The 26,561-nt window shown below is 59.8% G+C and carries 30 protein-coding genes and 2 tRNA genes; 22 read left to right on the top strand and 10 right to left on the bottom strand.

Annotated elements, in window-relative coordinates:
- Positions 1-13 precede the first annotated feature (13 nt).
- The 4 genes from U0L91_RS03300 to U0L91_RS03285 form a co-directional block, all read right to left on the bottom strand.
- Positions 14-844 carry a rolling circle replication-associated protein gene (locus U0L91_RS03300; protein WP_330044805.1) on the bottom strand — a complete coding sequence of 277 codons (831 nt, stop codon included), beginning with the start codon at positions 842-844 and terminating at the stop codon, positions 14-16.
- A 789-nt stretch (positions 845-1,633) separates the two neighbouring features.
- Complete coding sequence (locus U0L91_RS03295) at positions 1,634-1,930, bottom strand: hypothetical protein (RefSeq protein WP_330044804.1); 297 nt, start codon at positions 1,928-1,930, stop codon at positions 1,634-1,636.
- The gene (locus U0L91_RS03290; protein ID WP_330044803.1) at positions 1,927-2,193 is read right to left on the bottom strand and encodes a hypothetical protein; all 267 of its coding nucleotides are present in this window, start codon (positions 2,191-2,193) and stop codon (positions 1,927-1,929) included. Before U0L91_RS03290 ends, U0L91_RS03295 begins: the two co-directional genes overlap by 4 nt.
- Before the next feature lie 12 nt (positions 2,194-2,205).
- Positions 2,206-2,421: a hypothetical protein gene (locus U0L91_RS03285; RefSeq protein WP_330044802.1), complete on the bottom strand. Its 216-nt coding sequence runs from the start codon at positions 2,419-2,421 to the stop codon at positions 2,206-2,208.
- A gap of 64 nt (positions 2,422-2,485) precedes the next feature.
- On the opposite strand from U0L91_RS03285, the gene U0L91_RS03280 reads away from it, so the two are divergent.
- The gene (locus U0L91_RS03280) at positions 2,486-2,941 is read left to right on the top strand and encodes a hypothetical protein (RefSeq protein WP_330044801.1); all 456 of its coding nucleotides are present in this window, start codon (positions 2,486-2,488) and stop codon (positions 2,939-2,941) included.
- A 43-nt stretch (positions 2,942-2,984) separates the two neighbouring features.
- Here U0L91_RS03280 and U0L91_RS03275 read toward each other — a convergent pair whose 3' ends face one another.
- Complete coding sequence (locus U0L91_RS03275; RefSeq protein ID WP_330044800.1) at positions 2,985-3,215, bottom strand: XRE family transcriptional regulator; 231 nt, start codon at positions 3,213-3,215, stop codon at positions 2,985-2,987.
- 194 nt (positions 3,216-3,409) lie between these two features.
- On the opposite strand from U0L91_RS03275, the gene U0L91_RS03270 reads away from it, so the two are divergent.
- The 3 genes from U0L91_RS03270 (at position 3,410) to U0L91_RS03260 (ending at position 5,936) form a co-directional block, all read left to right on the top strand.
- Complete coding sequence (locus U0L91_RS03270) at positions 3,410-3,775, top strand: helix-turn-helix domain-containing protein (protein WP_330044799.1); 366 nt, start codon at positions 3,410-3,412, stop codon at positions 3,773-3,775.
- Positions 3,776-4,029: 254 nt separating this feature from the next.
- Positions 4,030-4,662 (top strand): TM2 domain-containing protein, encoded by a 633-nt coding sequence (locus tag U0L91_RS03265; protein ID WP_330044798.1) that lies wholly within the window; start codon positions 4,030-4,032, stop codon positions 4,660-4,662.
- Between the two features lie 155 nt (positions 4,663-4,817).
- Complete coding sequence (locus tag U0L91_RS03260) at positions 4,818-5,936, top strand: tyrosine-type recombinase/integrase (protein WP_330044797.1); 1,119 nt, start codon at positions 4,818-4,820, stop codon at positions 5,934-5,936.
- Between the two features lie 154 nt (positions 5,937-6,090).
- Here U0L91_RS03260 and U0L91_RS03255 read toward each other — a convergent pair.
- The 4 genes from U0L91_RS03255 to U0L91_RS03240 form a co-directional block, all read right to left on the bottom strand.
- Positions 6,091-6,181: transfer RNA gene (locus U0L91_RS03255), tRNA-Ser, on the bottom strand.
- A gap of 41 nt (positions 6,182-6,222) precedes the next feature.
- Positions 6,223-6,313: transfer RNA gene (locus U0L91_RS03250), tRNA-Ser, on the bottom strand.
- Positions 6,314-6,398: 85 nt separating this feature from the next.
- Positions 6,399-7,154 carry a copper homeostasis protein CutC gene (locus U0L91_RS03245; protein ID WP_330044796.1) on the bottom strand — a complete coding sequence of 252 codons (756 nt, stop codon included), beginning with the start codon at positions 7,152-7,154 and terminating at the stop codon, positions 6,399-6,401.
- A 156-nt stretch (positions 7,155-7,310) separates the two neighbouring features.
- On the bottom strand, positions 7,311-7,568 hold the full coding sequence (locus U0L91_RS03240) for a hypothetical protein (RefSeq protein ID WP_330044795.1): 258 nt from the start codon (positions 7,566-7,568) through the stop codon (positions 7,311-7,313).
- A 232-nt stretch (positions 7,569-7,800) separates the two neighbouring features.
- Between U0L91_RS03240 and U0L91_RS03235 the strand changes: the two genes are divergently transcribed.
- From U0L91_RS03235 to rplL, 17 genes are all read left to right on the top strand, one after another.
- A complete protein-coding gene (locus tag U0L91_RS03235) occupies positions 7,801-8,433 on the top strand; it encodes a LexA family protein (RefSeq protein ID WP_330044794.1) in 633 nt (210 codons plus the stop codon).
- A 176-nt stretch (positions 8,434-8,609) separates the two neighbouring features.
- The gene (locus U0L91_RS03230) at positions 8,610-9,974 is read left to right on the top strand and encodes a putative DNA modification/repair radical SAM protein (protein WP_330044793.1); all 1,365 of its coding nucleotides are present in this window, start codon (positions 8,610-8,612) and stop codon (positions 9,972-9,974) included.
- On the top strand, positions 9,953-10,729 hold the full coding sequence (locus U0L91_RS03225; protein ID WP_330044792.1) for a TIGR03915 family putative DNA repair protein: 777 nt from the start codon (positions 9,953-9,955) through the stop codon (positions 10,727-10,729). The genes U0L91_RS03230 and U0L91_RS03225 overlap by 22 nt, the downstream gene beginning before the upstream one ends.
- A gap of 74 nt (positions 10,730-10,803) precedes the next feature.
- Complete coding sequence (locus U0L91_RS03220) at positions 10,804-11,283, top strand: Lrp/AsnC family transcriptional regulator (RefSeq protein ID WP_330044791.1); 480 nt, start codon at positions 10,804-10,806, stop codon at positions 11,281-11,283.
- Positions 11,283-12,461 carry an aminotransferase class I/II-fold pyridoxal phosphate-dependent enzyme gene (locus tag U0L91_RS03215; protein ID WP_330044830.1) on the top strand — a complete coding sequence of 393 codons (1,179 nt, stop codon included), beginning with the start codon at positions 11,283-11,285 and terminating at the stop codon, positions 12,459-12,461. Before U0L91_RS03220 ends, U0L91_RS03215 begins: the two co-directional genes overlap by 1 nt.
- A gap of 27 nt (positions 12,462-12,488) precedes the next feature.
- Positions 12,489-13,406 carry a 4-(cytidine 5'-diphospho)-2-C-methyl-D-erythritol kinase gene (gene ispE, locus U0L91_RS03210; protein WP_330044790.1) on the top strand — a complete coding sequence of 306 codons (918 nt, stop codon included), beginning with the start codon at positions 12,489-12,491 and terminating at the stop codon, positions 13,404-13,406.
- A gap of 51 nt (positions 13,407-13,457) precedes the next feature.
- Entirely contained in the window at positions 13,458-14,096 is a 639-nt protein-coding gene (locus tag U0L91_RS03205) for a stage II sporulation protein R (RefSeq protein WP_330044789.1), read from the top strand.
- A 16-nt stretch (positions 14,097-14,112) separates the two neighbouring features.
- Entirely contained in the window at positions 14,113-17,466 is a 3,354-nt protein-coding gene (locus U0L91_RS03200; RefSeq protein ID WP_330044788.1) for a PD-(D/E)XK nuclease family protein, read from the top strand.
- A gap of 2 nt (positions 17,467-17,468) precedes the next feature.
- A complete protein-coding gene (locus U0L91_RS03195) occupies positions 17,469-17,945 on the top strand; it encodes a GNAT family N-acetyltransferase (protein WP_330044787.1) in 477 nt (158 codons plus the stop codon).
- On the top strand, positions 17,938-21,447 hold the full coding sequence (locus U0L91_RS03190; RefSeq protein WP_330044786.1) for a UvrD-helicase domain-containing protein: 3,510 nt from the start codon (positions 17,938-17,940) through the stop codon (positions 21,445-21,447). Before U0L91_RS03195 ends, U0L91_RS03190 begins: the two co-directional genes overlap by 8 nt.
- 196 nt (positions 21,448-21,643) lie before the next feature.
- Positions 21,644-21,793: a 50S ribosomal protein L33 gene (gene rpmG, locus U0L91_RS03185; RefSeq protein ID WP_114000479.1), complete on the top strand. Its 150-nt coding sequence runs from the start codon at positions 21,644-21,646 to the stop codon at positions 21,791-21,793.
- Between the two features lie 18 nt (positions 21,794-21,811).
- Positions 21,812-22,123, top strand: a complete 312-nt coding sequence (gene secE, locus U0L91_RS03180) for a preprotein translocase subunit SecE (protein ID WP_330044785.1) — start codon at positions 21,812-21,814, stop codon at positions 22,121-22,123.
- A 24-nt stretch (positions 22,124-22,147) separates the two neighbouring features.
- A complete protein-coding gene (nusG, locus tag U0L91_RS03175; RefSeq protein ID WP_330044784.1) occupies positions 22,148-22,690 on the top strand; it encodes a transcription termination/antitermination protein NusG in 543 nt (180 codons plus the stop codon).
- Positions 22,691-22,856: 166 nt separating this feature from the next.
- Positions 22,857-23,282 carry a 50S ribosomal protein L11 gene (gene rplK, locus U0L91_RS03170; protein WP_330044783.1) on the top strand — a complete coding sequence of 142 codons (426 nt, stop codon included), beginning with the start codon at positions 22,857-22,859 and terminating at the stop codon, positions 23,280-23,282.
- Between the two features lie 58 nt (positions 23,283-23,340).
- Entirely contained in the window at positions 23,341-24,033 is a 693-nt protein-coding gene (gene rplA / locus U0L91_RS03165; RefSeq protein WP_330044782.1) for a 50S ribosomal protein L1, read from the top strand.
- Positions 24,034-24,282: 249 nt separating this feature from the next.
- Positions 24,283-24,798, top strand: coding sequence for a 50S ribosomal protein L10 (rplJ, locus tag U0L91_RS03160; RefSeq protein ID WP_330044781.1), 516 nt, complete (start codon positions 24,283-24,285; stop codon positions 24,796-24,798).
- 80 nt (positions 24,799-24,878) lie between these two features.
- On the top strand, positions 24,879-25,253 hold the full coding sequence (rplL, locus tag U0L91_RS03155) for a 50S ribosomal protein L7/L12 (protein WP_330044780.1): 375 nt from the start codon (positions 24,879-24,881) through the stop codon (positions 25,251-25,253).
- A 163-nt stretch (positions 25,254-25,416) separates the two neighbouring features.
- Here rplL and U0L91_RS03150 read toward each other — a convergent pair whose 3' ends face one another.
- Positions 25,417-25,881: a CBS domain-containing protein gene (locus U0L91_RS03150; RefSeq protein ID WP_330044779.1), complete on the bottom strand. Its 465-nt coding sequence runs from the start codon at positions 25,879-25,881 to the stop codon at positions 25,417-25,419.
- Between the two features lie 302 nt (positions 25,882-26,183).
- Between U0L91_RS03150 and U0L91_RS03145 the strand changes: the two genes are divergently transcribed.
- On the top strand, positions 26,184-26,537 hold the full coding sequence (locus tag U0L91_RS03145) for an Asp23/Gls24 family envelope stress response protein (RefSeq protein WP_330044778.1): 354 nt from the start codon (positions 26,184-26,186) through the stop codon (positions 26,535-26,537).
- Positions 26,538-26,561 lie beyond the last annotated feature (24 nt).

Below are 26,561 nucleotides of genomic sequence, written 5' to 3'. Positions count from 1 at the left end.
TCACTCTCTTTCGTTATAGTCGTGGCTTGCGCCGCATTTTCAGGCTGATGGACCAGCCGAGAAAGTCGTTATACTGGGCGGTGGCTTCGTTGAGTTCCCAGCCCGGGTACCGCCGGGCCCAGTAGGCAGCGTCCTGCAGCAGGGCATTGTTGGTGGCCAGGTGCTCGATCTGGCGGCGGGTGTAGCGGCCGTCCCGGGGCGGGGGCATCACGGGATTGCGGATGCCCCGGCTGCGGTAGTAGCGGTGCTTGCGGTTGGGATGCTTCATCATGTAATTGGCCAGGGCTTCCAGGCTGCCCTTGTCCAGCTGCAGCCGGTCGGCGTTGGCGCGGCCCAGGCTGACACCCTTGCGGTGCCAGCAGCTTTCGATTTCGTCACGGGAAAGCCCGCAGCGCAGCAGCACATGAAAGTGTGGCGCCACGGCTTTCTGATCTGCGTCGGGGTCCGCGTCCTGCCACTCCATCACGGCCAGGCATTCCGGCTTGTCCAGCCCGGCGGCTTTGCTTTTTTCCCGGATATGCCGCATGAAATTGCGAAAATCCCGCCACGCTTCTTCCGGGGAGGCCGGGCGTTTGTCGGCGGCGTAGGTCAGGGTGGTGTGGGTGTCTTTTCCGGTAAAGTTGGTTACGGCCAGTCGGTGAAACCATCGCCGGGCTGTTTTTGCGTTGTGGGCCGCCTGGGCGGGAGGCGTCCCGCGAAAGGTGGGCGGCGTGCTGTTCCGGCGGTCGAGGTCCCGGCTGAGGCTGTCCCGAGAGGGGAGGGGATAGATCTCCACTTCCTGGTACTGCGCCTGCCGGGAGTTCCTGCCGCACAGGTATCGGCGCTCTCGCTGGTAGGTCTTCATGAATTCCTCGCTTTTCTGGTATGAAACAAAAAAGGGCTCCTCCTGCAGGGGAACACACCGGGCAGGCTTGTCCGGGCGGCAGTGCTTTGGAGGTGGGAAAGCGCCTGCCCTCGTTTTCCCCTGCACCCCTTTCCCCGGCAGGGCACCGTTCTATTTTTATTACCCTATACGAGCCCGCATAGCGGCCGAAGCCGCCGGGCTTTCTTGACAGGGCACCAGCGCGCACGCTATAATGGGAATGCTGATCCGGTAAGCGTCCGCGCTTGCCCAAACCGGCCCCGCATGGTTGTGGGGCCGGTTTTCATTTTGCAGTCAACGGCAAAGAGGAGCGGATCGTCCTGGAAGGAAGGTCCAAAACGGCCAGGGCTGCACCGGGTTTGAGTGTCCGCCAACTCTCGGGCGGGCAAGGTGCAAGCGCCTTGGGCAACGGGATCGGCGTAACCAGCTCCCTGGGAGATTCGATCTCCCAGGTCCGCAGCTGCGGAACATCCCGCCGGGAATCCGCTGCATATCGGCAAAGCTCCGATCTGCACAGACACGCTCTGCTGCACGCCTCCCGTACGGAAATCTTGTGCAGCGTCCCGATGTGCGGGCACCGGAACCATCCTACGATCTTCCCACGGCCATTGCCTTGTTTCCTCTCATACAGAATCACGCAATACGGTCCGGAACTTTCCGGAGCCGTCTTGCGAATTTCAAGGGTTTTGCTGCCCTCGAAAATCTGTCGGACTGCGTCTGCACTTGCACTCATCAGCAAGTAAATCACTGCGGGGATCCCTCCTTTTCTTTTCAAAGTTTCCCTGCTTTTCGATACCTCTCTGCCAGACGACGCAAGACCGCCGGGTGAAGAAGCGATAACTCGAACCGAACACGATCAAGATCTCCCGGCGGACTGGTCAGAGGTGTCCCGTTGAGGGAGTGCTTCAGATACTGCATATACAGCTGTTTGATGACGGGATGATTGATATTCAGGAAGTACCACGGTGTGGTCTGGTGTCTGGATGCTGTCTGCTGCGCCTCCTGGCAGCGCTCTTCCCAGACCAACGGAGCGAGTGCTTCGATCAGATCCACCCAAGGCGATTTCATCGTGTCTCCTCCCGCAAGCCGATGATGCACAGGGCAATGGCGGTTGTGACCGGCCAAGGCTGCCAGGGCGTCAAGTGCAGCAACGACGGCAGTGTCACACCGACAAACAGCCCTACGCCGGCGGCTCCGCACCCGATCAGAATTTGGTGGACAATGCCCTCCAGGATATGTACCATTGGAGAGCGGGTATTTTCTTTGTCCTCCCGCATTTTCAGGCCGTTCCGGTGTGCCAGCATCGGGGCGGTCCTTTTGTTTTGTGTCATGAGATACTCCTTTCAGCAGAGCTGCCGGGCCAGCGCAGTGGCAGGAATCTTTTTGTCGTGGCTGCCTTGGGTCCAGCCGGTGAACTTGCGCAGCACCCAGTCTTTCTCTTTGCGGTCCGCGGCGCCCAAAGTGATCTTGGCAGCTTCCGCCACCGTTACCATCTCGCCGGCAGCCTGACTGCGTACCCGTTCCAGGGCGTCACGGTAACCTTCTTTTTCTCGTGCCATAAGGAACCTCCTTGTGATGTTGTACTTTCCGCGGTAGAATGGAGACGGAAAGGAAGCGAAAAAAATGTTGCAAGACATTATTACGAACATAATCACAACTGCAATTTGCGCGTTTTTCGGATTTATTTTGCAAGCAGTTATAAAATCGATAAATGAAAGAGAGAAAAACGACAATTCACATGGGCGGACAAAGCATTCACGCTCGTTTGTAAAAAAGCAGTTTTTTATATGCTTTATTTCTTTGCCGATTCTTGTTGCTATTGGAGTTTTAATCCCCACGCCGCTAAGTCCCAAAACGGTGATGGATTTGTTATTTATGTCCGCAAAGGTTGTGTGCTTTCTGGGGGCATTTTACTCATTTATTTTTGCGTGGGGGGCTTTTTCAGCGGCGTTTGAATTTTACCCTAAAGATGAACCCTTGAATTCGGAGGGCAACTCGCCTGATAATACTAGGCCAAGCGAGCTTGTCAAAGTTCCAACCGATGATGGCACCGGAAAGACAGCTGATGATGATAGATAATTTCAGATAGTCTCCTCCTTTGCAGTCCCGAGTATGGGACGAATTATTTGGTAGAATGATCCTTAAGATCAGAAAAACCAAGATTTTTTTTGACACTTTCTATGATTTTTTCGGGGCTTCTCTGACCAGTAAGAATCTTGTACATATAGCCACTATCCACAAAAAGCCCTGTATCTTCTGTGACCTTTTTTTCCAGTTCGGCCTGGCTCATTCCTTGACGCAAGAGTTCCGTCTTTACGCACAAACCGAATTCAGTTAATTTGTTTTTTTGCACAAATCATCACCTCCTTGCCATAAATCATATTGACAAGTACCTAATTAAGTACTAATATAAAGCTGTCAACAGTTATTAGCACGCAATCATGTACTTGTTACGGTTTTATTATAGTACTTGTTCAAGTACAAGTCAACGTGAAATGTTCTTGTTGATGTACTTTTGTCTATGTGCACAATAAGGAGTACTTGAAAATGTACAATTTGTATGAAACAATAACTTCTCTTTGCGAGCAAAAAGGTATTAAACCTGGTCGCATGTGTAACGATTTGGGAATTAGCCGTGGGACAATCACCGATTTGAAGGCGGGCCGTAAGCAATCTCTTTCTGCTGAGACTTTATCTAAAATTGCAAACTATTTTGACGTATCTATCGATTTTCTGCTCGGTAACGAGCAAAAAGAAACGCCCCTCATCAATGGTGATGAGGAGCTTACCGAGTATTTGGAAGAATTAAAGAATCGACCAGAAATGCGTATGCTATTCTCGCTTGCCAAGGGAGCCTCAAAAGAAGATGTGGAGAAGGCAGTACGCATTGTTGAGGCCGCATTAGGGAAGTGACATTTTATTGAATTGCATATTTATCAGGCGCATTTCTTTGCCGGGTTCTGTGCGAGGTGTTACAGTGGCCGCACCGGATGATGACTTTGTTGTTTTTGTTAACGATTCACTAGGCCCTGACATTCAGCGTAAGGCTGCAGAACATGAGTTGAGGCACATACAGCTTGACCATTTTTATCATGATGAACCGGTTGTGGTAAATGAACTGGAAGCGCGCTAAGGAGCGCAATTAAAAATGGGAAGGGGAGTGTTGTATGTCTCCAGCTGTTGAATTTTGGGTGACTTTTTTGTTCGGTGCCTTTGGAGTCCACAAGTTTTTACATGGGAAAATTGGCATAGGTCTGCTTTACATCTTTACATGTGGTTTATTTTGCATTGGTTGGATTTACGACACAGTGCAGGCTGGGCGTCGCTATTTCGGTGCTGCACATTATGCGCACGAGCTTCGCAGAAAACCAACATCTTTGTTTGCAGTGCCTGCTCCCGGCCTGTTTTTGGATGAGGGGGAGGTATGCGTCTATTGCTCCCCTGCACAGTATACAGTTTCCAAAAACCGGGTGACAGGCTATGTCAAGGAAAGCGGTGGCGCCGGTGTGCGGATTATGCCGGGCCTCAACGTCGGACGGTCCACAGGTGTATCACGGGCAATCCGGGAAAATGTCTCAGAGCTTTATCCCGGCACTTTGTACATAACCAATCGAAGAATTGTGTTTTCCGGGAATCATGGCAGCTTTGATAAGAAACTGACCACAATCACAACTTTTGCAGTGAACCCTAAAGGAATAGAACTCCAGTTCGGCAGTTCTTTTTACGAGTTGCTTGTTCAGAATTCAGCGCGGTGTATCAACACGCTGGAAGGGGCACTGAATAAAATCCCTATAGAATAAGACCAAAAAAAGAAAAAACGCCCCGCCGGCGGCCACCGGCAGGGCGTTCGAATAGATCAGCTTGCCTAAAGGCGAAAATCCGACCTAGTCCAATTCGGATTATACCACCTTCGGGTAGGCTTTGACAAGTGTACCCTTTTGGAGGTGGATTTTTTATGCCCAAAAAGAAAGTGAATACACGCTCTGACGGTCTGATCGAGCGGGTGCGCACCATTGACGGCAAGCGCCGGCACTTCTACGGTCGCTCCCTGCCAGAGGTGCAGAAGAAAATCGATGCTGCTATCGTAGAAGCAGCTACCAAGAAAGAATGCGGCGAAAAGTTCGAAGAGGTGGCTGATGCTTTCTGGAAGACAAAGGAGCCGAAACTGAAATATGGCTCGGTGCGTGGCTACAGGCATAAGGTAGAGGTGGCCAAGGGCTGGTTTTCCGGCTACGGTATGCGAGAGATCAACAGCACTCTCATCAACCGGGAATTGTCCCGCATGGCAGCACAGGGATGGTCTTACAAAAGCATTGCCGGGCAGAAGTCAGTGCTCTCGATGATCTTCCAGTATTGGTGCGCTGAGCTCGATGGAGACTGCAATCCCTGCACGCTGCTCAAATTACCCCAGGGATTACCTCAAACCAGACGCCGCGCCCCCACCGATGCAGAGGTGGAAAAGGTGAAGCAGCACTCGGAAGGATTCGGACTGTGCGCTGCCTTCATGATGTATGCGGGTTTGCGACTGGGGGAAATCATGGCATTGCAGAAGAAAGATCTGGCCGGAGGCATGATTTTTGTTTATAAACAAGTTGTATGGCACAGCAATGCGCCGGTTATAGAATCTCCGAAAACACAAAATGCCGTCCGGAAGGTTCCTATTCTGGCGCCGCTTCGGCGGGGAATAGGGGACCGACTGGACGGCATGAAAGATGAGGAATATGTTTTTGGCGGAGAAAAGCCTATGACCAAAAGCCAATATGAAAACGCCTGGCTTCAATATTGTGCCTCACTGGGGTGTATCCATGATACAGGACGGAGATATCTGACCGGCAAAAAGGACAAGCGCGGCAATCCGCTCTATAAAACGATCATGGCGCCTGACTTCACTGCCCACCAACTGCGACATGAATTCGCCAGCACTCTGGTACAGTGTGGTATCAGCCCCCAGGTGGCCAAGGAGCTCATGGGGCACGCGGACATACTCACAACGCAGCGATGGTATGCCGAAGCGAAAACCAGTGCCATCGAGGAGGCAAAAGCCATGCTGGATGCCCATTTCCAGGAAGAATAAGGCTCGGATTTCTACGACATTTTTACGACAGAAGCCCCGTCTACGACACCTATACGACCGGGTACAACGGTCTATTTCGTGGTTGCTGGTTGCTCAATAAAAGCGAAAAACCGCGTTACTACGGCTTTTGCAAGCTGTAACGCGGTTTTTACGTTGGCGGAGTAAGAGAGATTTGAACTCTCGCGGCCCTTTCGGACCCTACGCCCTTAGCAGGGGCGCCTCTTCGACCTCTTGAGTATTACTCCAAAGTTCAAAGTGATTCAACTATTCACCTGTTTTGCAAAAATGGCGGAGAGGATGGGATTCGAACCCATGGTCCGCTCTCGCGAATCGCTGGTTTTCAAGACCAGTTCCATAAACCACTCGGACACCTCTCCACAGTGGTCACCACCAGATGCGTGTATTATTCTAGCACGCGATCGGGCGGTTGTCAAGCTTTTCCGTGAAAAAATTCGGATTCCCTCAGATCTCGGCGTCCAGCGCATCGCGCGCCGCCCGCACTGCCCCGGGGTCGGTCTGCTGAATATGCCACTCATCCAGGCCGGGAAGTCCCATCGGCACACCTTCACGGCGGAAGCGCATTCCGCTCTCCCGCAGTGTCTTGCCGCTCATATGGAAGGCCCGTGCTCCCGGCAGGCGGCGCCGCAGCCGGTCAATCACGCCGGCGTTGACACCGGCCCCGATCAGAACTTCCGGCCCGTTCAGACGATCCCGCTCGGCCAGCAGCTCCTTCAGAACGGCTTCTCCGGCTTCGCAGCTGGCAGCAGCACCGCTCGTCAGGACGGTGTCAAATCCGAGAGCCGCCGCCTCGCGGTAGGTGGTGACGGGATCGCGGGAGACATCGATGGCGCGGTGCAGTGTCAGACCGGTTCCCTCGGCGGCTTTCAGCAGCGGTTCCAGCGCCCGGCGGTCCAGTTCACCGTCCGGCGTCAGACAGCCGATCACAAAACCGTCGGCCCCGGCCAACCGCAGTTCCTCCACCTGGCGGCAGAGCAGGTCCATCTCTTCAGGCGTGTACAGAAAATCCCCTGCCCGCGGACGCATCAGACACCGCACCGGCACCGAACTCTCCTGCCGGATCTGGCGCAGCAGGGCTGTATACGGCGTCAGTCCGCCGGCCAGCAGCGCACTGCAAAGCTCCAGCCGGTCGGCACCGCCCTGGATGGCGGCACGCGCCGAAGCGAGACTGTCCACACAGACTTCCAACAGTCGTTTCATCCTGACAACCTCCCTGCCCGGTATCGGGTTTTCTCTATCATAGTGCATTTGCCGTAAAAGCACAAGTCCCCGCCGTGCAGCTTGCGGGAACACGGCAGGGAAATGTGCAGTTCTATGCGATCCGCGGCCGTGGCCCGGAAAAAGGGGGAAACACAATCAGGCGGCCTGCCCGTTGTGAACAACGCGCAGGGCAGGGGTGGACGGGGACGGTGCCGTCTTGGTCCGATGGGGACGCGCGGGCAGAAGCAGCCCGCAGAGAAGGTTGGCACCCAGAATCAGGGCGGCAGCCAGCAGCAAAGCGGCGGCAGGACCGATGCTTCCTTCCAGCAGCGCACTCAGAAGACTGACAAGCAGCAGCGGCATCGCCGTCAGGATGCCCTTGCACACAATGGTTTTCAGCAATTCGGTTTTCATGGTGATTCTCCTCCCGGTCGCGTTGTCATCCGGCGGCCACAAATCGCTGGTGACAACTTATTGTTGTTTGCTGACTTCACTATAATACAACTTTGCGTTGTTGTCAAGACGAAAAAAACAACTTTTAAGGGAAATTTATTTTGGCAACCCTCTTTACAGAAACTACCTTTGGTTGTATAATGGGATCACAGAACGTGGAATCTTCCATCGATACGAAAGTAGGTAGAACCTGATGTTTTCCGAACGTTTGAAAGAGGCCCGCAAAGCCAAACGATACAGCCAGGCCGAGGTGTCCCGCCTGTTGGGCGTGACGCAGCAGGCTGTGGGCAAGTGGGAGACGGGCCGTTCCACGCCGGACCCCCAGACCGTCGCACGGCTGGCAGAGATTCTGGATACCACCGCGGATGTCCTTCTGGGGCTGCAGAGTGCCTCTGCGGAGCTGCGGGGGGCCGTCGGGCAGCGTGCGTTCAGCCGCTACACCCAGTGCCCGATTCCCGTTGTGGGAACGGTGCGCGCCGGTTACGGATCGCTGGCCTTTGAGGAAGATTACGGCAGCGAATATGCCAGTGTCAAGGACCCGCAGAACTACTTCTATCTGGTGGTCAAGGGTGACAGCATGGAACCGCGCATCTCGGACGGAGACCTGGCCCTTGTCCATAAGCAGAACACGCTGGACAACGGGGACCTGGGCGTGATGGTTTACGGCAGTGACGGGAACGGCACCCTCAAGAAATACATCCAGCGCGGGGATTCGGTGGTGCTCCATCCCTTCAACCCCAACTATGAGGACCTGATCATCCGAGGCGAGGAGCTGGACCATCTGTACATCGCCGGCAAGGTTGTCGAGACCAAAGCCAAGTGGTGAGCCTTTCCCGGCCACAACTCCAGTATAGCGGACCGGCAGTCCGTTAATCCGGACCCAAGCCGGACCCTGTCCAATTGAACATCCCATTGATCGTACACGCCGCCGCAGTTCCTGCGCTATCCAACGGTATGCGGCGGGGTGTATTTCTTATACCCATTTTTCAGGAGGAACCCCAGATGGAACTGGCCGAGAAACTGAAAATCCTGGCCGACAGCGCCAAATACGACGCATCCTGCAGCTCCGGCGGCATCAACCGCGGCAGAACCCCGGGAACCTTCGGCACCTGCAGTGCGGCGGGCATCTGCCATGCCTACACCCCGGACGGCCGGTGCGTCTCGCTTCTCAAGGTCCTGTACTCCAACGCCTGCCGCTATGACTGCAGCTACTGCGTCAACCGCTGTTCCAATGACCGGCCCCGGGCCACCTTTGAGCCGCGCGAACTCGCAGACCTGACGATCGGATTTTACCGCCGCAATTACATCGAGGGGCTGTTTCTCTCCAGTGCGGTGATCGGCACGCCGGACTATACGATGGAACGCATGATTGAGGTGCTGCGGATTCTGCGCGAGGAATACCATTTCAACGGTTATCTCCATGCCAAGACCATTCCGGGGGCGTCTGCCGAACTGGTGCAGCGGATGGGGCTGCTTGCGGACCGGATTTCGGTCAATATCGAACTGCCCAGCGAGGCAAGCCTGACCAAGCTGGCCCCCGATAAAAAGCGCGGCGAGATCTTCCGCCCGATGGGACAGATTGCCGTGCAGAGCCGCCAGAACCGGCAGGACCTGGTCCGCTACCGCCACGCCCCGCGGTTTGCGCCGGCGGGGCAGAGTACCCAGATGATCATCGGCGCCAGCCCCGAGAATGACCGTCACATCCTGACGCTTGCCGAAGCGCTTTATAAAAAATACGGCCTGCGGCGGGTGTTCTACTCCGCCTATCTGCCCGTCAATGCGGACTCCCGTCTGCCGGCAGTGACCACCCGGCCGCCGCTGCTGCGGGAACACCGGCTGTACCAGGCGGACTGGCTGCTCCGCTACTATCATTTTTCGGCCTCGGAACTTCTGGGGGAGGAGGAACCGGACTTTGACCCCTATCTTGACCCCAAATGCAGCTGGGCGATCCGGCATCCGGAATTCTTCCCCGTCGAAGTCAACAAGGCGCCCGAGTTTGCACTGCTCCGCGTTCCGGGCATCGGTCCCCGGAGTGCACGGCGGATTCTGCTGGCACGGCGGCAGCAGCATCTCGGAATGCCGGAACTCAAACGTCTGGGCGTCGTGCTCAAACGTGCCCAGTTCTTTGTGACCTGTGAAGGACGCGCCCCGGCCCGCGGCACGCGGCGGGAGATCGCATCGGCCCTGCTGGACCCCCAGGCATTCGCCGCCGATGTGCACCAGCTCAGCTTTGGAGAGATCACTGAGGAGACGCTCTCCACGGCGGCGCCGGCGGTCCAGCAGCTGACCGATGGAGGTATGGCCCCCGAGCGGGCGGCCATGGAAGTGCGGCAGGAGGCGTTGGGATGTCTTACCAGGCGCATGTGACCGAAGAATCCTACCGGTATGACGGGAGCTATGCGGGATTCCTCTGCTGTATTTTTGAAAGTTTCCGCTGCCGGGAACTTCCGGCGGCCATTCTGTCGCCCGAATGCGGGCAGACCTCGCTGTTCGGCTGCCGGGACATCCCCACCGATCCCGGGCGCGCCCGCCGGGTGGCGGCCGGAATTGACCGGATGGGCCCCTATGTGCGGCAGCGGATCACGCGGGGATTCCTGGCGGATTCGCCCGACCGGGAGATGATTCTGCTCCGCTTTGCCCGGCTCTGCTTTGAGCGCGGACCTTCTGCTGCTGCCATGCTGGGCGACCCGGATGTGCAGGCGGCGTTCCGGCTGGAACGGGCCGTGAACGGCGAGGCGGGCAAATGTCTGCAGTTCATCCGGTTTGAATACAAGGATGGCATGTACGGCGCCAGAATCCATCCCACACACCGGGTGCTGCCGCTGCTGCAGCGGCATTTCTGTGAGAGACTGGGGGATGAGGACTTCCTGATTTTTGACGCCACCCACGCCATGGCGCTGGTCCGGAAGGATGGCAGCGTCCAATACCTGGAAATGGAGCGGTATCTGCCGTCCGCCGAGGAGGAAGAACGGCAGTGGCAGCGGCTGTGGAAGGACTTTTTCGGCGCAGTGACCATCGAGGAACGCCGGAATCTCAGAACACAGCAGACGCATGTCCCGCGCCGCTGGTGGAAGGACATGCTCGAGATGCAGCCGGACGCCGACAGCGGGCAAAAAATCTGAGATTTCCTCTGTGCAGCGTTCGGGATTTATGGTATAATGATTTTCATATCTATTGAAGAGGGGAGCCCTGCAAGATGGAAGAACTGCTGCATATTCTTGAAAAAAACGCACGCCTGCCGATCGAGGACATCGCTGCGATGATGGACAAAACGCCCGCCGAGGTGGCCGCCATGATGGACGAAGCGGCAGCCAAGGGATATATCCGCGGCTATGAAGCGATGATCGACTGGGAACAGGCCGGCATCAATGTGGTGGAAGCGGTCATTGAACTGCATGTCTCCCCGCGCAAGACCCGCGGCTTTGACGAGATTGCCAACGTCATCGCCGGCTTCGATGAGGTGGACAGCGTGCTGCTGATGAGCGGCGGCTATGATCTGCAGGTGGTCATCAAGGGCCGCAGCTTCCAGGAAATCGCTCTCTTTGTGGCAAAGCGGCTGTCCCCGCTGGATGATGTCCTGTCCACCGCCACCAGCTTTGTGCTGCGCACCTACAAACGGGGCGGCAAGCTGTACCAGAACGAAGAAGCCGACGAAAGAGAGTGTACCGTACTGTGATGAACTATGATGAACTGCTTGCGCCGGCGGCCAAAGCGATGCGGCCTTCGGGAATCCGCAAGTTCTTTGATCTGGCTGCCGATATGCCGCACTGCATCAGCCTGGGCGTGGGCGAGCCGGACTTCAAGACGCCCTGGGGCATCCGTGACGCCGGCATCCGCAGCCTGGAACAGGGCCGGACGCGCTACACCGCCAACGCCGGTATGCGGGAACTGCGCGTGGAAATCTGCCGGTACCTCGAACGCCGGATGGACCTGCACTACCATCCCGAGCAGGTGCTGGTGACGGTGGGCGGCAGCGAAGCCATCGACATGGCCATCCGTGCCCTTGTCAAGCCGGGCGATGAGGTCATCATCCCCGAGCCCTGCTTTGTCTGCTACGAACCCATCACCTCGCTGACCGGCGGAATCCCCGTTCCGATCGCAACCCGCGTCGAGGATGACTTCCGCCTGACGGCAGACCAGCTCCGCGCCGCCATCACGCCGCGGACCAAGCTGCTTGTGCTGCCGTATCCCAACAACCCCACGGGCGGTGTGATGGGTCAGAAAGACCTGGAAGCCATCGCTGAGGTGCTGCGCGGTACCAATGTGATGGTGCTGTCCGACGAAATCTACGCCGAGCTGACCTATGGCCTGGACCGCCATATCAGCATCGCCTCGCTGCCCGATATGAAGGAACGCACCATCGTCGTCAACGGCTTCTCCAAAGCCTACGCGATGACGGGTTGGCGGCTGGGCTATGCGGTGGGTCCCGAACCGGTCATCCGGGTCATGACCAAAATCCACCAGAGCTGCATCATGTCCGCCCCCACCACCAGCCAGTATGCGGCCATTGTGGCCCTGCGCAGCTGCGATGACGCCATCGAGATGATGCGCGATGAATACAATCGCCGCCGCCGGTATGTGGTCAAGGCACTCAATGATATGGGCCTGACCTGCTTTGAACCCCGGGGCGCCTTCTACGTCTTTCCGAGCATCCGCTGCAGCGGACTTTCCAGCGAGGAATTTTGCGAGCTGCTGCTCAAGGAACAGGAGGTCGCCATCATCCCCGGCAATGCGTTCGGTGCTTCCGGCGAAGGGTTTGCCCGCATCAGCTATGCTTACAGCGTGGAACATCTGCAGACCGCCATGCACCGCATCCGTACATTCTTGAAAGATCACGGCTGGCTCAAGGACTGAGAGCCCGCCGCAGGGAGTTGAATCCGAATGGCAACACAGAAACAGTCCGTTGTCGTGCTGGCCCCGGCCAAGCTGAACCTTTCGCTGGACGTGGTGGGCCTGCTCCCCAACGGGTATCACAATCTCGACATGGTCATGCAGACCATCGACCTGTACGAGCGCCTGACGCTGCGGCGCAGCCAGGACCTGATCCTGCGCATGCCCGGCAGCTTTGTGCCCGTCAACGAAAAAAACACGGCGTACAAGGCGGCGCTTGCCTTTTTCAACTACACCGGCCTGCTGGCGGGTGCCGAAATCGTCATCCAGAAGCGCGTCCCCGTCCGTGCCGGGATGGCGGGCGGCAGCGCCGATGCGGCCGGCGTGCTCGTCGGCCTCAATGAGCTGTACGGCGCCCGCCTCTCGATGAGTGAACTCTGCGCGATCGGTGCGGGCATCGGCGCCGATGTACCGTTTGCACTCATGGGCGGTACCTGCCGCGTCCAGGGCGTCGGGGATTTCCTCAAACCGCTGCCGCCCTGCCCGGACTGCTGGTTTGTGGTGGTCATGCCCAATGTGGGAATCTCCACCCCGGAAGCCTTCAAGCGGTACGATACGATGGGCAGCCCGGTTCATCCCGACTGTGAAAAACAGGAACAGGCCGTGCGGGCCGCAGACCTCGCGGCGGTCTGTGCCGCGGCCGGCAACGCGCTGGAACACTGCTCCGGTGCCAAGGAAACCCCGGCCATCTGCGAAAAGCTCAACGCCCACGGCGCCGTCACCAGTCTGATGACCGGTTCGGGAGCCGCCGTTTTCGGGGTGTTTGACCGGGAAGAGGCGGCCCAGGCGGCCGCCCAGGCCCTGCGCCAGGAATATTCGCAGGTCTATTTCGCCCGCCCCGTCCGCGGCGGCGCGCGGGTGGTATCGGTCCGGACGAGCAAAACGCCCAGAACGACGCCGCAGACCTGATTATGCTGCTCCCCTTTGCCCCATACTGACGGGTGAAAGGGGAGTTTGTTTATGAAATATCCGGAATTTGCACCGGCCGGCACCAGACGCCCGGCCGCCCGCACCGTGCTGGAAATCGGGTTTCTGCTCGGTCTGGTTCTCACCATCGTACTTACCGCGGCACTGTGGCAGTACCGCGCCGTCTGTAACCGCGTCTGCCGGGATACCCTGCGGCTGCATATCCTTGCCAACAGCGATACCCTCGAAGATCAGCTTCTCAAACTGCGCGTGCGGGATGCCGTGCTCGAACAGGTGGCGGCCCTGACCGAAAACGCCCAGGACAAACAACAGGCGGTCCAGGCTGTCGGGGCGGCGCTGCCCACCCTCAGGGCGACGGCGGAGCAGACGGTCCGCGCCGCCCATAGCAGCCAGACCGTGCAGTGTTCTCTGGAACAGGCAGAGTTTGCGCCGCGGGATTACGGGACGTTCAGACTGCCCGGCGGCAGTTATCTCGCCCTGCGTATTGAACTCGGGGAAGCGGCCGGCCATAACTGGTTCTGCGTGCTCTACCCGGCGCTCTGCGTCGGAAGCAGCGACGCCGAGTATGCGCAGGCGGATGAAAACGCATTGGTCTTCGGGGAATATCGGGTCCGCTCGGCCCTGCTGGACACGGCACGCGCGGCCTGGAAGGCACTGCGCCAAACCTCATGAAAAGAAAGGAACTGCTATGCTCACGCTGATTCTGGGACCCTCCGGCAGCGGCAAGTCGGTACGGCTGCGCCGGGAGCTCAAACAACGGGCAGAGAAGGGGAGCGCCAGCCTCCTGATTGTGCCGGAACAGTTCACCTCCTCCACCGAGGCGGCATTGTACCGGACGCTGGGAGATACCCTGTCCGGCTATGTGGAGAGCTACTCCTTCACATCACTGGCCGAAACGCTGCTCCGCCGGTACGGTGGGGCGGCTGTCCCCACCCTGACCGAGGCGGGACGGGCTGTGCTGGTGCGCCGTGCCCTGGACCAGATGATGGACAAGGTGGTGTATTACAGCCGGCAGCGCCGCAGTGCAGCCTTCTGTCAGAAAGCCGCCGAGACGATCAGCGAGCTGAAGAGCGCCGGCATCCGTCCCGAAACGCTGGCCGACTATGCGTCGGCGCCCGGGGCGGACCGGGACAAGCTCTCCGAACTGGCGCTGCTCTACGGTACATACGAGAGCCTGCTCGCCGAGACCGCCATGGACCCCGGCGACCGGGTTGAGCTGGCGGCCAGGTCACTGAGCCCTGAATTCTTCGCGGGGCGGACGGTCTTTATTGATGAGTTCGATACCTTCAACGCCTCCAAGCGTGCGATGCTCGCGGCAATGCTTCCCGTCACCGATGTGACGGTCAGCCTCTGCTGTGACGATGCGGCGGAGCAGGAGGGGCTGACCGATGTGTTCAGCGGGATGCGGCGGGTGGCCAATACCCTCAGGGCGATGGCAAACCGGGCCGGTGTTGCCTGCCGGACCGAAAAACTGACCGAAGATCTGCGCCACCGCAAGACCCCGGTGCTGGCGGAACTGGGGCTGCTGCTGGCCGACCCTACCTATACCCCGGAACATACGGTGGACCCGGCGGCCCCGGCCATCGTCAGTTACCGGGCGGACAGCCGTCAGGCGGAAGCCAAGGCGGTGGCCGCAGCGGTCAAGGCCCGGGCACGCGCCGGGATGCCTTACCGGCGGATGGCCGTTATCTGCCGTACCGCAGAGCAGTATCTGCCGGCAGTCCGGTATGAATTCCGCCTTCAGGGCATTCCGCTTTTCTGCGATGAACCCACCACCCCCGAAAATACCGCGCCGGCCCGGGCGGTCCGGGCGGCCCTGGACCTGCTGCGGGGCGGCATCACCTCCAACACGGTTCTCAAGCTGGTCAAAACGGGACTGGTGGACCTTGAACAGCCGGTTCTCTGTGCGCTGGAAAACTACGCCTACACCTGGCAGCTCAGCGCGGCGGACTGGCGGGAACCCTTCACCCGCAACCCGTCCGGCTACACCGACCGGATGACCGAGCAGGATCAGCGGGACCTGGCCGATGCCGAAACCGCCCGCGCCTTTTTGGTTCCGCGGGCCCGCCGCTGGATGGACCGGGCCCGCGGCGCCGATGCCGCCGAACTGACGCGCGGACTGTACGCTTTTCTGCAGGCGGTGGGGGCGGAGAGCGCATTGCAGAAACTCACCGACGCACTCCGCGCACAGGGAGAACTGCCCGGCGCCGACGAAGCGCTGCGGGAATGGAACGTCGTCATGGGTCTGCTCGACCAGATGGTCCGGCTGCTGCCGGCCGGGTCGCCGATCTCTGCCGCCGATTATGACGACCTGTTCACGCTGCTGCTGCGCACCACCGACCTGGGCCATATTCCCCAGAGCATTGACAGTGTGATCCTGACGACGGCGGGCCGGATGCGGCTGCCCGAGACCGATGCTGTCTTTGTGCTGGGCCTGGCGGAAGGTGAGTTCCCCCAGACCCCCGGAGACAGCGGCCTGCTCAGCCATGCCGACCGCGATGCGATGATCGCCCAGGGGGCCGATCTTCCGGACTGCTTCGAAAACCGCGTGATCCGCGAACAGGTCTGCTTTTACAAGGCCCTGACGGCGGCCCGGCAGTTCCTCTGGGTCAGCTGGCCCGGCGGTGCTGCGGGACTGCCCTGCTCGACAGCCCTGGCCCCGGCCCTGGAACTGCTCAATGTGCCCGAGACGGTCCCCGATCCGGTCTCGCTGGCGGCCACCCCGTCCTCGGCCCTGGATTTGCTGGGCAGCGTGTGGCAGCAGAACACCCCGCTGCGGGCCTCGGTGCTGGAAGCCCTGCATGCCGTGGAAAACACGCCCCACGCCGCCCCCGGCCTCGCGGCCATCCGCCGTGCCGCCCGGCGGGAACCTGCCCGGGTGGAGGATGTCCGGGAACTCGAAGGGCTGTTGGGCCGCAGCGTCCGGATCAGCCCGACCCGGTTTGAACGGTATGTCAGCTGTCCCTTTGCCTACTTCATGCAGTATGTGCTGGGCGCCCGGGTGCGCCGCAAGGCGGAACTGGCCCCCAACATCAGTGGAACCCTGACCCATTGGGTTCTCGAACAGGCACTGCGCCGCCAGGGAGAACAGTTCACGGACCTGAAGCCCGATGAAATCCAAGCCCTCGTCACGGCGCTGATCGAGGAGTACACCCGGGACAATCTGCCGGGTGCCGGCACCCGGATGACCTATCTGCTCGGCCGCATCGGCCGCAACCTCGTCGGATTGCTGAGCTTCATCCAGCGCGATATGCGCCAGTCGGGATTCCACCCGGTGGCCTTTGAGCTGCGCATTGATGACCGACCCGATGCCGATGCCCCCGAAGCCCCGCAGGTGCCGCCCGTCACCCTGACCGATGAGGAGGGGCACACGGTCCGCGTGGTGGGAACGGTGGACCGCGTGGATGCCATGAAACTCGGCACCACAACCTACCTGCGGGTGGTGGACTATAAGACCGGCACCAAAAAATTCGATCTGCGGGAAGTCTACTACGGACTGGACTGCCAGATGCTGCTCTACCTCTTCACGCTGGAACGCAATGCCGGGAACCTCTTCCCCGGCGCCCGGGCGGCGGGGGTGGAATACCTGCTGGCCGACCCGCCCCAGCAGACCGGAGCACGTCCCGCGGCGGATGCCGCTCAACCGGACAAACCCCAGGACTACCCGCTGGAAGGGCTGCTTCTGGACGAACCCAGCGTCTACCATGCCATGGACACCCACGGCACCGGCGCGTTTGTGCCGCTGACGTTCAGCGCCAAGACAGGGGAACCGACGGCGGTTTCGGCCAAGGCACACCTGGCGGACCGTGAGACGCTGGACCGTATCCGGGATCATCTGGATGAACTGCTGATCGGCATGGCCCGGGACCTCTACGGCGGTCGCATCGACGCCGCCCCGCTGGTGCCCGGCGAGGGCAAAAGCCCCTGCAACTGGTGCGATTTCCGGGCCGTCTGCCGCCACGCCGACGGGGAAGGAGAGCGCACCGTCCGCAAAACCGAAGATCCGTTTGAACAGACACCGGAAAAACAGAAGGAATCCTGAAGATGGAACTGAGAGAGTACCGATCCGGGGACCTGCCCGAATTGCTGACCCTGTTTTACAACACCGTCCATATCGTCAACGCCCGGGATTACACGCCGGACCAGCTGGATGCCTGGGCGGACGGAACCCCCGACACCGCAGCCTGGGACCGCTCATTGCGGGAACACCGCACGCTGGTTGCGGTGCAGGACGGCCGGATGGTCGGTTTTGCCGACCTCGCGGCGGACGGCCATCTGGACCGTCTGTACGTCCACCATGCCTGGCAGGGCCGGGGCGTTGCAACACGTCTGTGTGACGCCCTCGAATCCGGGTCGGATGCACCGCGCCTGTATACCGAGGCCTCCCTCACGGCCCGCGATTTTTTCCTGCGGCGGGGCTACCGGGTGGTGCAGCGGCAGCAGGTGGTGCGCCACGGCGTGGCAATGACCAATTTCCGGATGGAAAAGATCCGCACACAAAGGAGCTGCAACGATGCCTGAACAGACAATCCGGTTTACGCCCGCCCAGTCGGCGGCCATCCGGGCGCGGGGCGGCAGCCTGCTGGTGTCGGCCGCCGCGGGGTCCGGCAAGACCCGCGTTTTGGTCGAGCGTGTTGCGGGGCTGATCACCGACCCCGTTGCCCCGGTGGATGCCGACGCGCTGCTCATCATGACCTTCACCAACGCGGCCGCGGCCAAACTGCGCTCCGATATTGCCCGGCGGCTTGTCACCGAAATCCGGGCCCGTCCCGGCGATGCCCGTCTGCGCCGCCAGCAGCTCCGGCTGCAGCGCGCCGACATCGGCACCGTGGATGCTTTCTGCCTGCATTTTGTGCAGCAGAATTTCTCGGCGCTGGAAATCCCGCCGGACTTTACGGTGGCCGACGAAGCCACCCTGACCCGTCTGCGGCAGGAAACGCTTGCACAGGTGCTGGAACACGCCTATGAGGACGCCGACTTCTGCGCCTTTGCCGACCTGTATGACCGCGGCCGGACCGATGACACGGCGGGACGCTCGGTGCAGGAACTGTATGATTTCACCCAGACCCTGCCACACCCTTCTGCCGCGCTGCGGGATTTTGCCGCGATGTGGCAGACCGACGACCCGCCCCAGCAGACGGTCTGGGGGCGGCATCTGCTCCGGGCCGCCGCCGGCAAGGTGGACGGTGCGCTGCAGATGATCCGCGCTGCGCAGAAGATTGCCGCACGCGATGACGCCGCCGACAAAGCACTGACGGCGGTCCTGTTTGACGATGAGGACCGTCTGCGCCTGCTGGCCGAACGGTTGGAACGCGGGGACTGGGACCGTGCGCTCGAGGCCCTGCAGGCGGCGGGAAACTGGCGGCGGATGGGCCGCATCCCGGGCGGAAAGGCCGGCAATACCGCGGCCTCGGCGGCTGCGGAACTGCGGGAACGGGCAAAAAAACAGGTGGCCTCCCTGGCGGCGGACTTCCTGCTCTGCACCGAGGAGGAATTCCGCCAGGACCGTCGCCGTGCGGCACCCCTGGTGGCGGCGCTGGTTCGGGCGGTGGAGGAGTACCGCAGCCATCTGTTCCAGGCCAAACTGACAGAGAAGGTGCTGGACTATGCGGACCTTGAACATCTGACGCTGGAACTGCTGCAGACGCCGGACGGTGACCGCACCTCCCTTTGCCGCACGGTGAGCCGGCGGTATGCGGCGGTCCTCGTGGACGAGTATCAGGACACCAACGCCCTGCAGGATGCCATTTACTTTTCCCTGGCGGCGCCGGATGCCTCCAACCTGTTCTTTGTGGGGGACATCAAGCAGAGCATTTACCGCTTCCGCCAGGCGGACCCCTCGGTCTTTATCGGCAAGCAGCTTGCCTGGAAACCATATCCCACCGATGCGCCGGTCCCGTACCGTGAACCGGCTACCATCGCGCTGGATGCCAACTTCCGCAGTGCACCCGATGTGATCCGGGGCATCAATTATCTGTTTGAGACAATCTTCTCGGCGGAGCTGGGCGGCATCGAGTACGGGGACGGCCAGCGTCTGGTGCCCGGACGGGAAGGGGAGTACCGCGGCCTCTGTGAGCTGGATGTCCTTCCCGAGGCCGATGCGGCCGGGGATGCCCGGACCATCGCCGAGCGCATTGCCCGGATGAAGGAACAGGGCTTTGCGGTGCGCGGGGAGGACGGAACCCGCCCCTGCGAGTACGGAGATTTCTGCATCCTGCTGCGCAGCCGCGGAGATTTTGCCCTTTATGAGGCGGCCCTGGCCTCCCGCGGAATTCCGGTCTACGCCGATACGGCGGACGATCTGCTGTCGGCCCCGCACATCCGGCCTTTTGCCGCGCTGCTGCGGGTCATTGACAACCCGGCGCAGGATGTCGAACTGTCCGCCGTGCTGCTCAGCCCGCTTTATCCCTATACGCCGGACGATCTGGTCCGCCTTCGCCGTGAGGTGCCCGGCGGCAGCCTGTATACCGCCGTCCTCTATGGCGGAAAGGAGCGGTTCGCCCCCTTCCTCCGCGATCTCGAAACCTATCGCCGGCTCGCCCGCACGCTGCCGGTGGACCGCCTGATAGAAGAACTCTTTGCCCGCACCGGCTATCTGGCCGCGGTGGGCGCCATGCCGGACGGGGAGCACTGCCGGGATGATCTGCGGGGATTTGCGGTCTGGGCTGCCCAGGCGGGCGCCCGAGGACTGGCGGCCCTCGTGCGTGCGATGGATGCGGCCCAGGACGGCGGCGGTGTCCAGAACCCGTCCGGGACCGGCCAGAGCCGCCCGGGCTGCGTGACCATCATGACGGTGCACCGCTCCAAGGGACTGGAATTTCCCATTGTCTTTGTCGCCGACACGGCCCACAAATTCAACCAGAGCGATGCCATCCGCCCGGTGCTCAGCCATCGGGAGCTGGGGGTCGGCCTCATGCTCCGGGCCGGCAGCCATGCCGGACGCTACAAGACGCTGCCCTATGCCGCCCTGGCGCAGACCATCCGCGGCGAGACCCTCAGCGAGGAGATGCGGATTCTCTATGTCGCCCTGACCCGCGCCCAGGATGCCCTCATCGTGACGGTGCCGCTGCGCAAACCGGACTCCGACCTCAAAATGCCGGCCCTGTGTGCCTGCGCCGAGGCAACCAGCGCGGCGCTGCTCCGCTCGGGCAGCAGCTGGGCTTCCTGGCTGCTGACGGCGGCCCTGCTTCATCCCGACAGCGGGGAGCTCTGGAAGTACAGTGATCTTCTGCCCCACTGGCAGCAGACCGACGCGCCGCTGCACATCCGTGTGGTCCCGCCGGCGGAACAGGTCGAAGAGCCGCCCCGGGAGGAACCCGCCGAACCGGATCGGACGCTGTGCGCGGCCATGCTGGACGCTTTTGACTGGCACAACCCCGAGGAAGCCCTGCACCGGATTCCGGCCAAGGTCAGCGTGAGTGCCGTTGCCCATGCGCAGCAGGAAATCCTGCCGCAGCGGCCCGCCTTCCTGCAGAAATCCGGGATGACGGGCGCCGAGCGCGGCACGGCGATCCACGCATTCATGCAGAGCGTGCCGTTTGACGGCCCGGCGCCCGACCTTGCCCGGGAGGTGGAACGCCAGATCCGCCTCCGGCTGCTGGACCCTGCCCTGGCGGAGGTCCTGGACCTCGAGGTGGTCCGCCCGTTCTTTGAGAGCGATCTGTGGCAGCGGATCACCCGGGCCGGACGGATTCTGCGGGAGGAACCCTTCATCACGGCCCTGCCGGCCGGGGAGGTGGTCCCCGAGCAGTTTGAAACCGCCGCCCCCGATGCCGCCGCACGGCAGGCGCCGGTGCTGGTCCAGGGCATTGCCGACCTGGTGCTGGTCTTTGAGGATCATGCCGAGATTGTGGACTACAAGACCGACCGCAGCACCGATCCTTCCTATTATAAGGAAGAATATGCGTCTCAGCTCCGGCTGTACCGCCGTGCCTTTGCGCTGCGGCTGCCGGTTCCGGTGACCCGCCTGACCATCTATGCGTTTGCGCTGCACCGGGAAATTGACATCCCGTGCGAACCCTGAAAGAGTTTCCGCTCCACGCGAAATTTTCCGCCCATGCCCCTTGACGCGGGGGCATGGGTATGCTATTATGATAATACCTCTTTTGCGGGTCTATTTTTTTGTGCCCATTTTTAGGCGCAGGCCCGCAGGCGCGGGGGCGGCAAACCTTTGCGCAACGAGGGAGGCTTAATAAACCGTTAATTGGAGGTGCCGAAACATGACTGTCAAGATCACCCTGGCCTGCACCGAGTGCAAGCAGCGTAACTACAACAAGGAAAAGAACAAGAAGAACAACCCCGATCGTCTTGAGATGAAGAAGTATTGCCGCTTCTGCAAGAAGCATACTGTTCACCGCGAAACCAAGTGAGTTGAAGGAGCTTTTAAGATGGCAGATAAGAAAGCGGTAAGCCAGACCGCCGCCAAGCCTGAGGACGCCAAGGTCGAAAAGAAGGCCAAGAAGGCGGACGACGGCAAGAAAAAAGTTCCCCTCACGACCAAGGTCAAGAACTTCTTCGGCCGCATCCGGAAGTATTTCCGTGATACCAAGAGTGAGCTGAAGAAGGTCGTGTGGCCCAGCAAACAGGACGTCAGGACCAACACCATCACCGTTATCGTGGTGGTCATCATTGCAGCGCTGGTCCTGATTCTGCTTGATCTCGCCTTTGGCGGCATCATTCAGCTGCTGATCGGCGCGTGAACCGACTTCTGAGCGGAGGCAACAATGGCTGAACAAGCGTATTGGTATGTGGTGCATACCTATTCCGGCTATGAAAACAAGGTCGCCACGGACCTGATGACGATGGTGGAGAACCGCCGCCTTCAGGATCTCATCTGTGACGTCAAAGTCCCTACCGAGACCGTGCTGGAAGACCAGTTTGACAAGACCGGCAACAAGATCGGCGAGAAGGAAGTTCAGCGCAAGATCTATCCCGGCTATGTCTTTGTCAAAATGGTGATGAACGACAATACCTGGTACATCGTCCGCAACACCCGCGGCTGCACCGGCTTTGTCGGTCCGGCTTCCAAGCCGGAGCCGCTCTCGGAGGATGAGGTCGCCAAACTGGGTGTCGATAACGGCGTTGCCGCGCCGGAGGTCGATTACGCGGTGGGCGACAGCGTTGAGATCACTTCCGGACCGATGGAAGGCTCTGTCGGCACGGTTGAGGAGATCAACCTGGACGAGCGTAAAGTGCGCGTCAAGATCAATATGTTTGGCCGTGAGATCCCGGCGGAGCTGGGACTTCATGAGGTCAAACTGCTGTAAGGGTTCCGAGCGGGAATCCGCACAGTGGACAGCCGCGGGCTGTCCGCACAAGTTCCGGTAGAAACCGCGACGCAGCGGTTTTTATAGAGCGTACCGATTGGGTATGCTCGTGGGAGGCCTGCACCGCGGGCCGCAACTCACCACAAATTTTGGAGGTGCAATTATCATGGCACAGAAAATCACTGGCTACATCAAGCTGCAAATCCCCGCCGGCAAGGCGACTCCGGCGCCCCCCGTTGGTCCTGCTCTGGGCCAGAAGGGCGTCAACATCATGGCCTTCACCAAGGAGTTCAATGAACGTACCAAGGGCCAGATGGGCATGATCATCCCCGTCGTCATCACCGTTTACGCTGACCGTTCCTTCAGCTTCATCACCAAGACCCCGCCGGCTCCGGTCCTCATCAAGAAGGCTGCCGGCATCGAGACCGCTTCCGGCGTGCCCAACAAGAACAAGGTCGCTTCGATCACGCTGGCTCAGGCCGAAGAGATCGCCAAGACCAAGATGCCTGACCTGAACGCTGCTTCTCTGGAAGCTGCCGTCAGCATGATCAAGGGCACCGCCCGCAGCATGGGCGTCACCGTCGAGGGTTGATGAGCCCCTTTTACGTGGGAGGATTAATCCGATAACTACCACAATGGAGGAATAAAGAATGAATCACGGGAAACATTACGTCGACAGCGCCAAGCTGGTCGACCGCACCAAAACCTACGAGCCCCAGGAAGCCCTGGAGCTTTGCTGCAAGACCGCCAAGGCCAAGTTCGACGAGACCGTCGAGCTGCATGTCCGTCTGGGCGTTGACAGCCGTCATGCCGACCAGCAGGTCCGTGGCGCTGTTGTCCTGCCCAACGGCACCGGCAAGAACGTCCGCGTTGTCGCCATCTGCAAGGGCGATGCCGCCAAGGCCGCTGAGGCTGCCGGCGCTCAGGAAGTCGGCGATGATGATCTGATCGCCAAGATCCAGGGCGGCTACCTCGACTTCGATGTCCTGGTCACCACCCCGGATATGATGAGCCGCGTTGGCCGTCTGGGCAAAATCCTCGGACCCCGTGGCCTGATGCCCAACCCGAAGGCCGGCACCGTTACCCCCGACGTGGGCAAGGCTGTCACCGACGCCAAGGCCGGTAAGATCGAGTACCGCCTGGACAAGCAGAACATCATCCATGTTCCCGTCGGCAAGGCTTCCTTCGGCGCCGAGAAGCTGATGGTCAACCTGGACACCGTCCTGGATGCCATCGCCAAGGCCAAGCCGGCTGCTGCCAAGGGCCAGTATTTCAAGAGCGCGACCATCGCCACCACCATGGGCCCTGGCATCCGCGTTGCCACCAACAAGTACGGTGTCTGATTTCTGACACGGCGGGATTGTGAGTTTCTCACAAACCCTTGACAAACGCACGTTCTCGTGCTATAATCATTAAGCTGTTTTTAAGACAGCAGGTGCCCGCAAGGGCCTAACGGGATTTGCCCGCCTGCCGAGAAACGTGCGTTTTGAATTGATTCAAAGCCCCTTTCCCGGCAACGGGTCAGGGGCTTTTTCTTCAGGAAGAAGCCGCTTGCCTGTTTCAACTTACAAGCGGAATGAGGTGAAATACAAATGCCCAGTGCAAAGATTCTGGAATCCAAGAAGGCGTATGTTGCAGAGCTGAACGCCAAGGTGGTCGCTTCTCTGGCCGGTGTTGTCGTTTCCTACAACGGCATCAGCGTTTCGGACGACACCAAGATGCGTAAGGAACTGCGCGAGGCCGGCGTCGAATACATGGTTGTCAAGAACTCCATGCTGCGTCGTGCTTTTGCCGGTACCCAGTACGAGGCTCTGACCGACTGCTTCAAGGGCGTCAGCGCCATCGCGCTGTCCGCCGAGGACCCGGCTGCTGCTGCCCGCATCCTGTGCAAGGTTGCTGACGCCGACAAGTCCAAGCGCTTTGTCGTCAAGGGCGGTTTCTGCGACGGCCAGGTGCTCGATGCCGAAGGCGTCAAGAGCCTGTCCACCATGCCGAACCGCGAAGGTCTGCTGTCCATGCTGGCCGGCTCCCTCAACGGCATCATCGGCGGTCTGGCTGTTGCGATCCAGGGGATCGTCGACAAGCAGGAAGAAACCCCCGCTGCCTGATCTGTGCAGCCTGAGGAATGCGGCGTGACCTGTACAAAATCGCCGCGCAACGAAACATTACAATACTGGAGGTAACTACCATGGCTTCTGAAAAGATCACTGCCATTGTCGAGTCTGTCAAGACTATGACTGTTCTCGAGCTGAAAGAGCTCGTCGATACCATCTGCGAAGAGTTCGGCGTTTCCGCCGTTGCCGCTGCTGCTCCGGCCGCTGCCGCTGCTGCTGCTCCCGCTGAGGAAGAGAAGACCGAGTTTGATGTCATCCTGGCCGAGGTCGGTGGCAACAAGATGCAGGTCATCAAGGCTGTCAAGGAGCTGACCGGCGCTTCCCTGATGGATGCGAAGAAGCTCGTTGAGACCCCGAACGCCAAGCTGAAGGAGCAGGCTTCCAAGGCTGACGCTGAGGAAATGAAGAAGAAGCTGGAAGACGTCGGCGCTAAGGTCGAGCTGAAGTAATTTTTCTTCTTCCTGATTTTGCAGAGAAGCCGCCCCACGGTGTCATGCCGCGGGGCGGCTTTTTGCATGCCGTCAGATCCGGCGCCAGAACAAACAGAACACCCCTCCCGCAAAGGTTTTCTGCGGGAGGGGTGTTTTTGCGTGAGCAGGGTTCCTGTCCGGATCAGGCACGGAGCTTTTCTTTGGACATCTTGCCGGACATCTTGGATTTGGCGGAGGGCGCCGGCACCTCATACTGCTTGGCAACCTGCCGCAGGATGGCGGTCCGGCGCACGATGCCGATGAAGACATTGCGGTCATCGACCACCGGAACAAAGTTCTGGTCAATGGCGGCATTGAGCAAAGCGTGCATGTCGGTGGTCACCGGCACCGCCTTGTAGTCGCGGCGCCGCGGAAAACTGGAGATCGGTACATCCTCGCTGGCGTCCAGGTCCAGACCGTGCAGATTCTTGATGCCCCACAGAAGATCACCTTCGGTGATGGTGCCGAGGTATTCGCCGTTGCGGCGCAGGACCGGAATGGTGGCGTAGCGTTGGTTGGCCCATTTTTCAAGGGTCTGACGCAGCGTGAAATCTTCGTAAATAAACAAAACATCCTGTTTGGGAGTTAGAAAGAAGAGTAGGTTCATGATGCAGTGACTCCTTTGGTGACGGCGGAGGGGTGGATAAAAGGGAGATCGTTCCCCGGAATGCGCTCACGGACCGCCCGGCACCGTCACAGGCGGGGCGGCGCTTCCTTCTTCTGTTTCAGTATACGCGCACGATATGAGAACTTTGTGAATGGAATGTAAAAAACCGTGTAAAAAAATACAATACAAATTTTGTGCTTCCTTTTGGAAAAAAAGCCTGTTCAAAACGTACGGAATAGTGTATAATAGAATCGCTATAACTGTGAAGCCGTGTGCGTCGCAGCCGAGAAGGAGGAGCGCCGATGATTACGAAAGTGAATCCTTTGGGAAAAATTTCACTTACGAATACCTATTTTTCCGGCCTTGTTGCCGAAGCCGCCAAGAACTGCTACGGCATTGCCGCGATGGGGCAGGCGCCCGCCGCCTCCACGGTGCGGCAGGCCCTGCGCAGCGGATCGCTGCCCAAGAAGGGCGTGACCGTCAGCCAGGAAAACGGCAGGCTCGTGATTTCCCTGCATATCAAGGTCGGGTACGGGCTGAATATTGCGTCCATCACGCAGAGCATCACGCATCGCGTCAAGGATGAAGTGGAACACGCCACCGGTCTCAAGGTGGACCGCATTGACGTGTTTGTCGATGACATCATCGACGACTGAATTTCTGAAAAGTATCGCCGTGTC

It is taken from the genome of Gemmiger sp. (assembly GCF_036306485.1).
Lineage (GTDB): Bacteria > Bacillota > Clostridia > Oscillospirales > Ruminococcaceae > Gemmiger.
The sequence above is the reverse complement of the archived record's forward strand: the minus strand, read 5'-3'. Positions and strand labels throughout refer to the sequence as shown.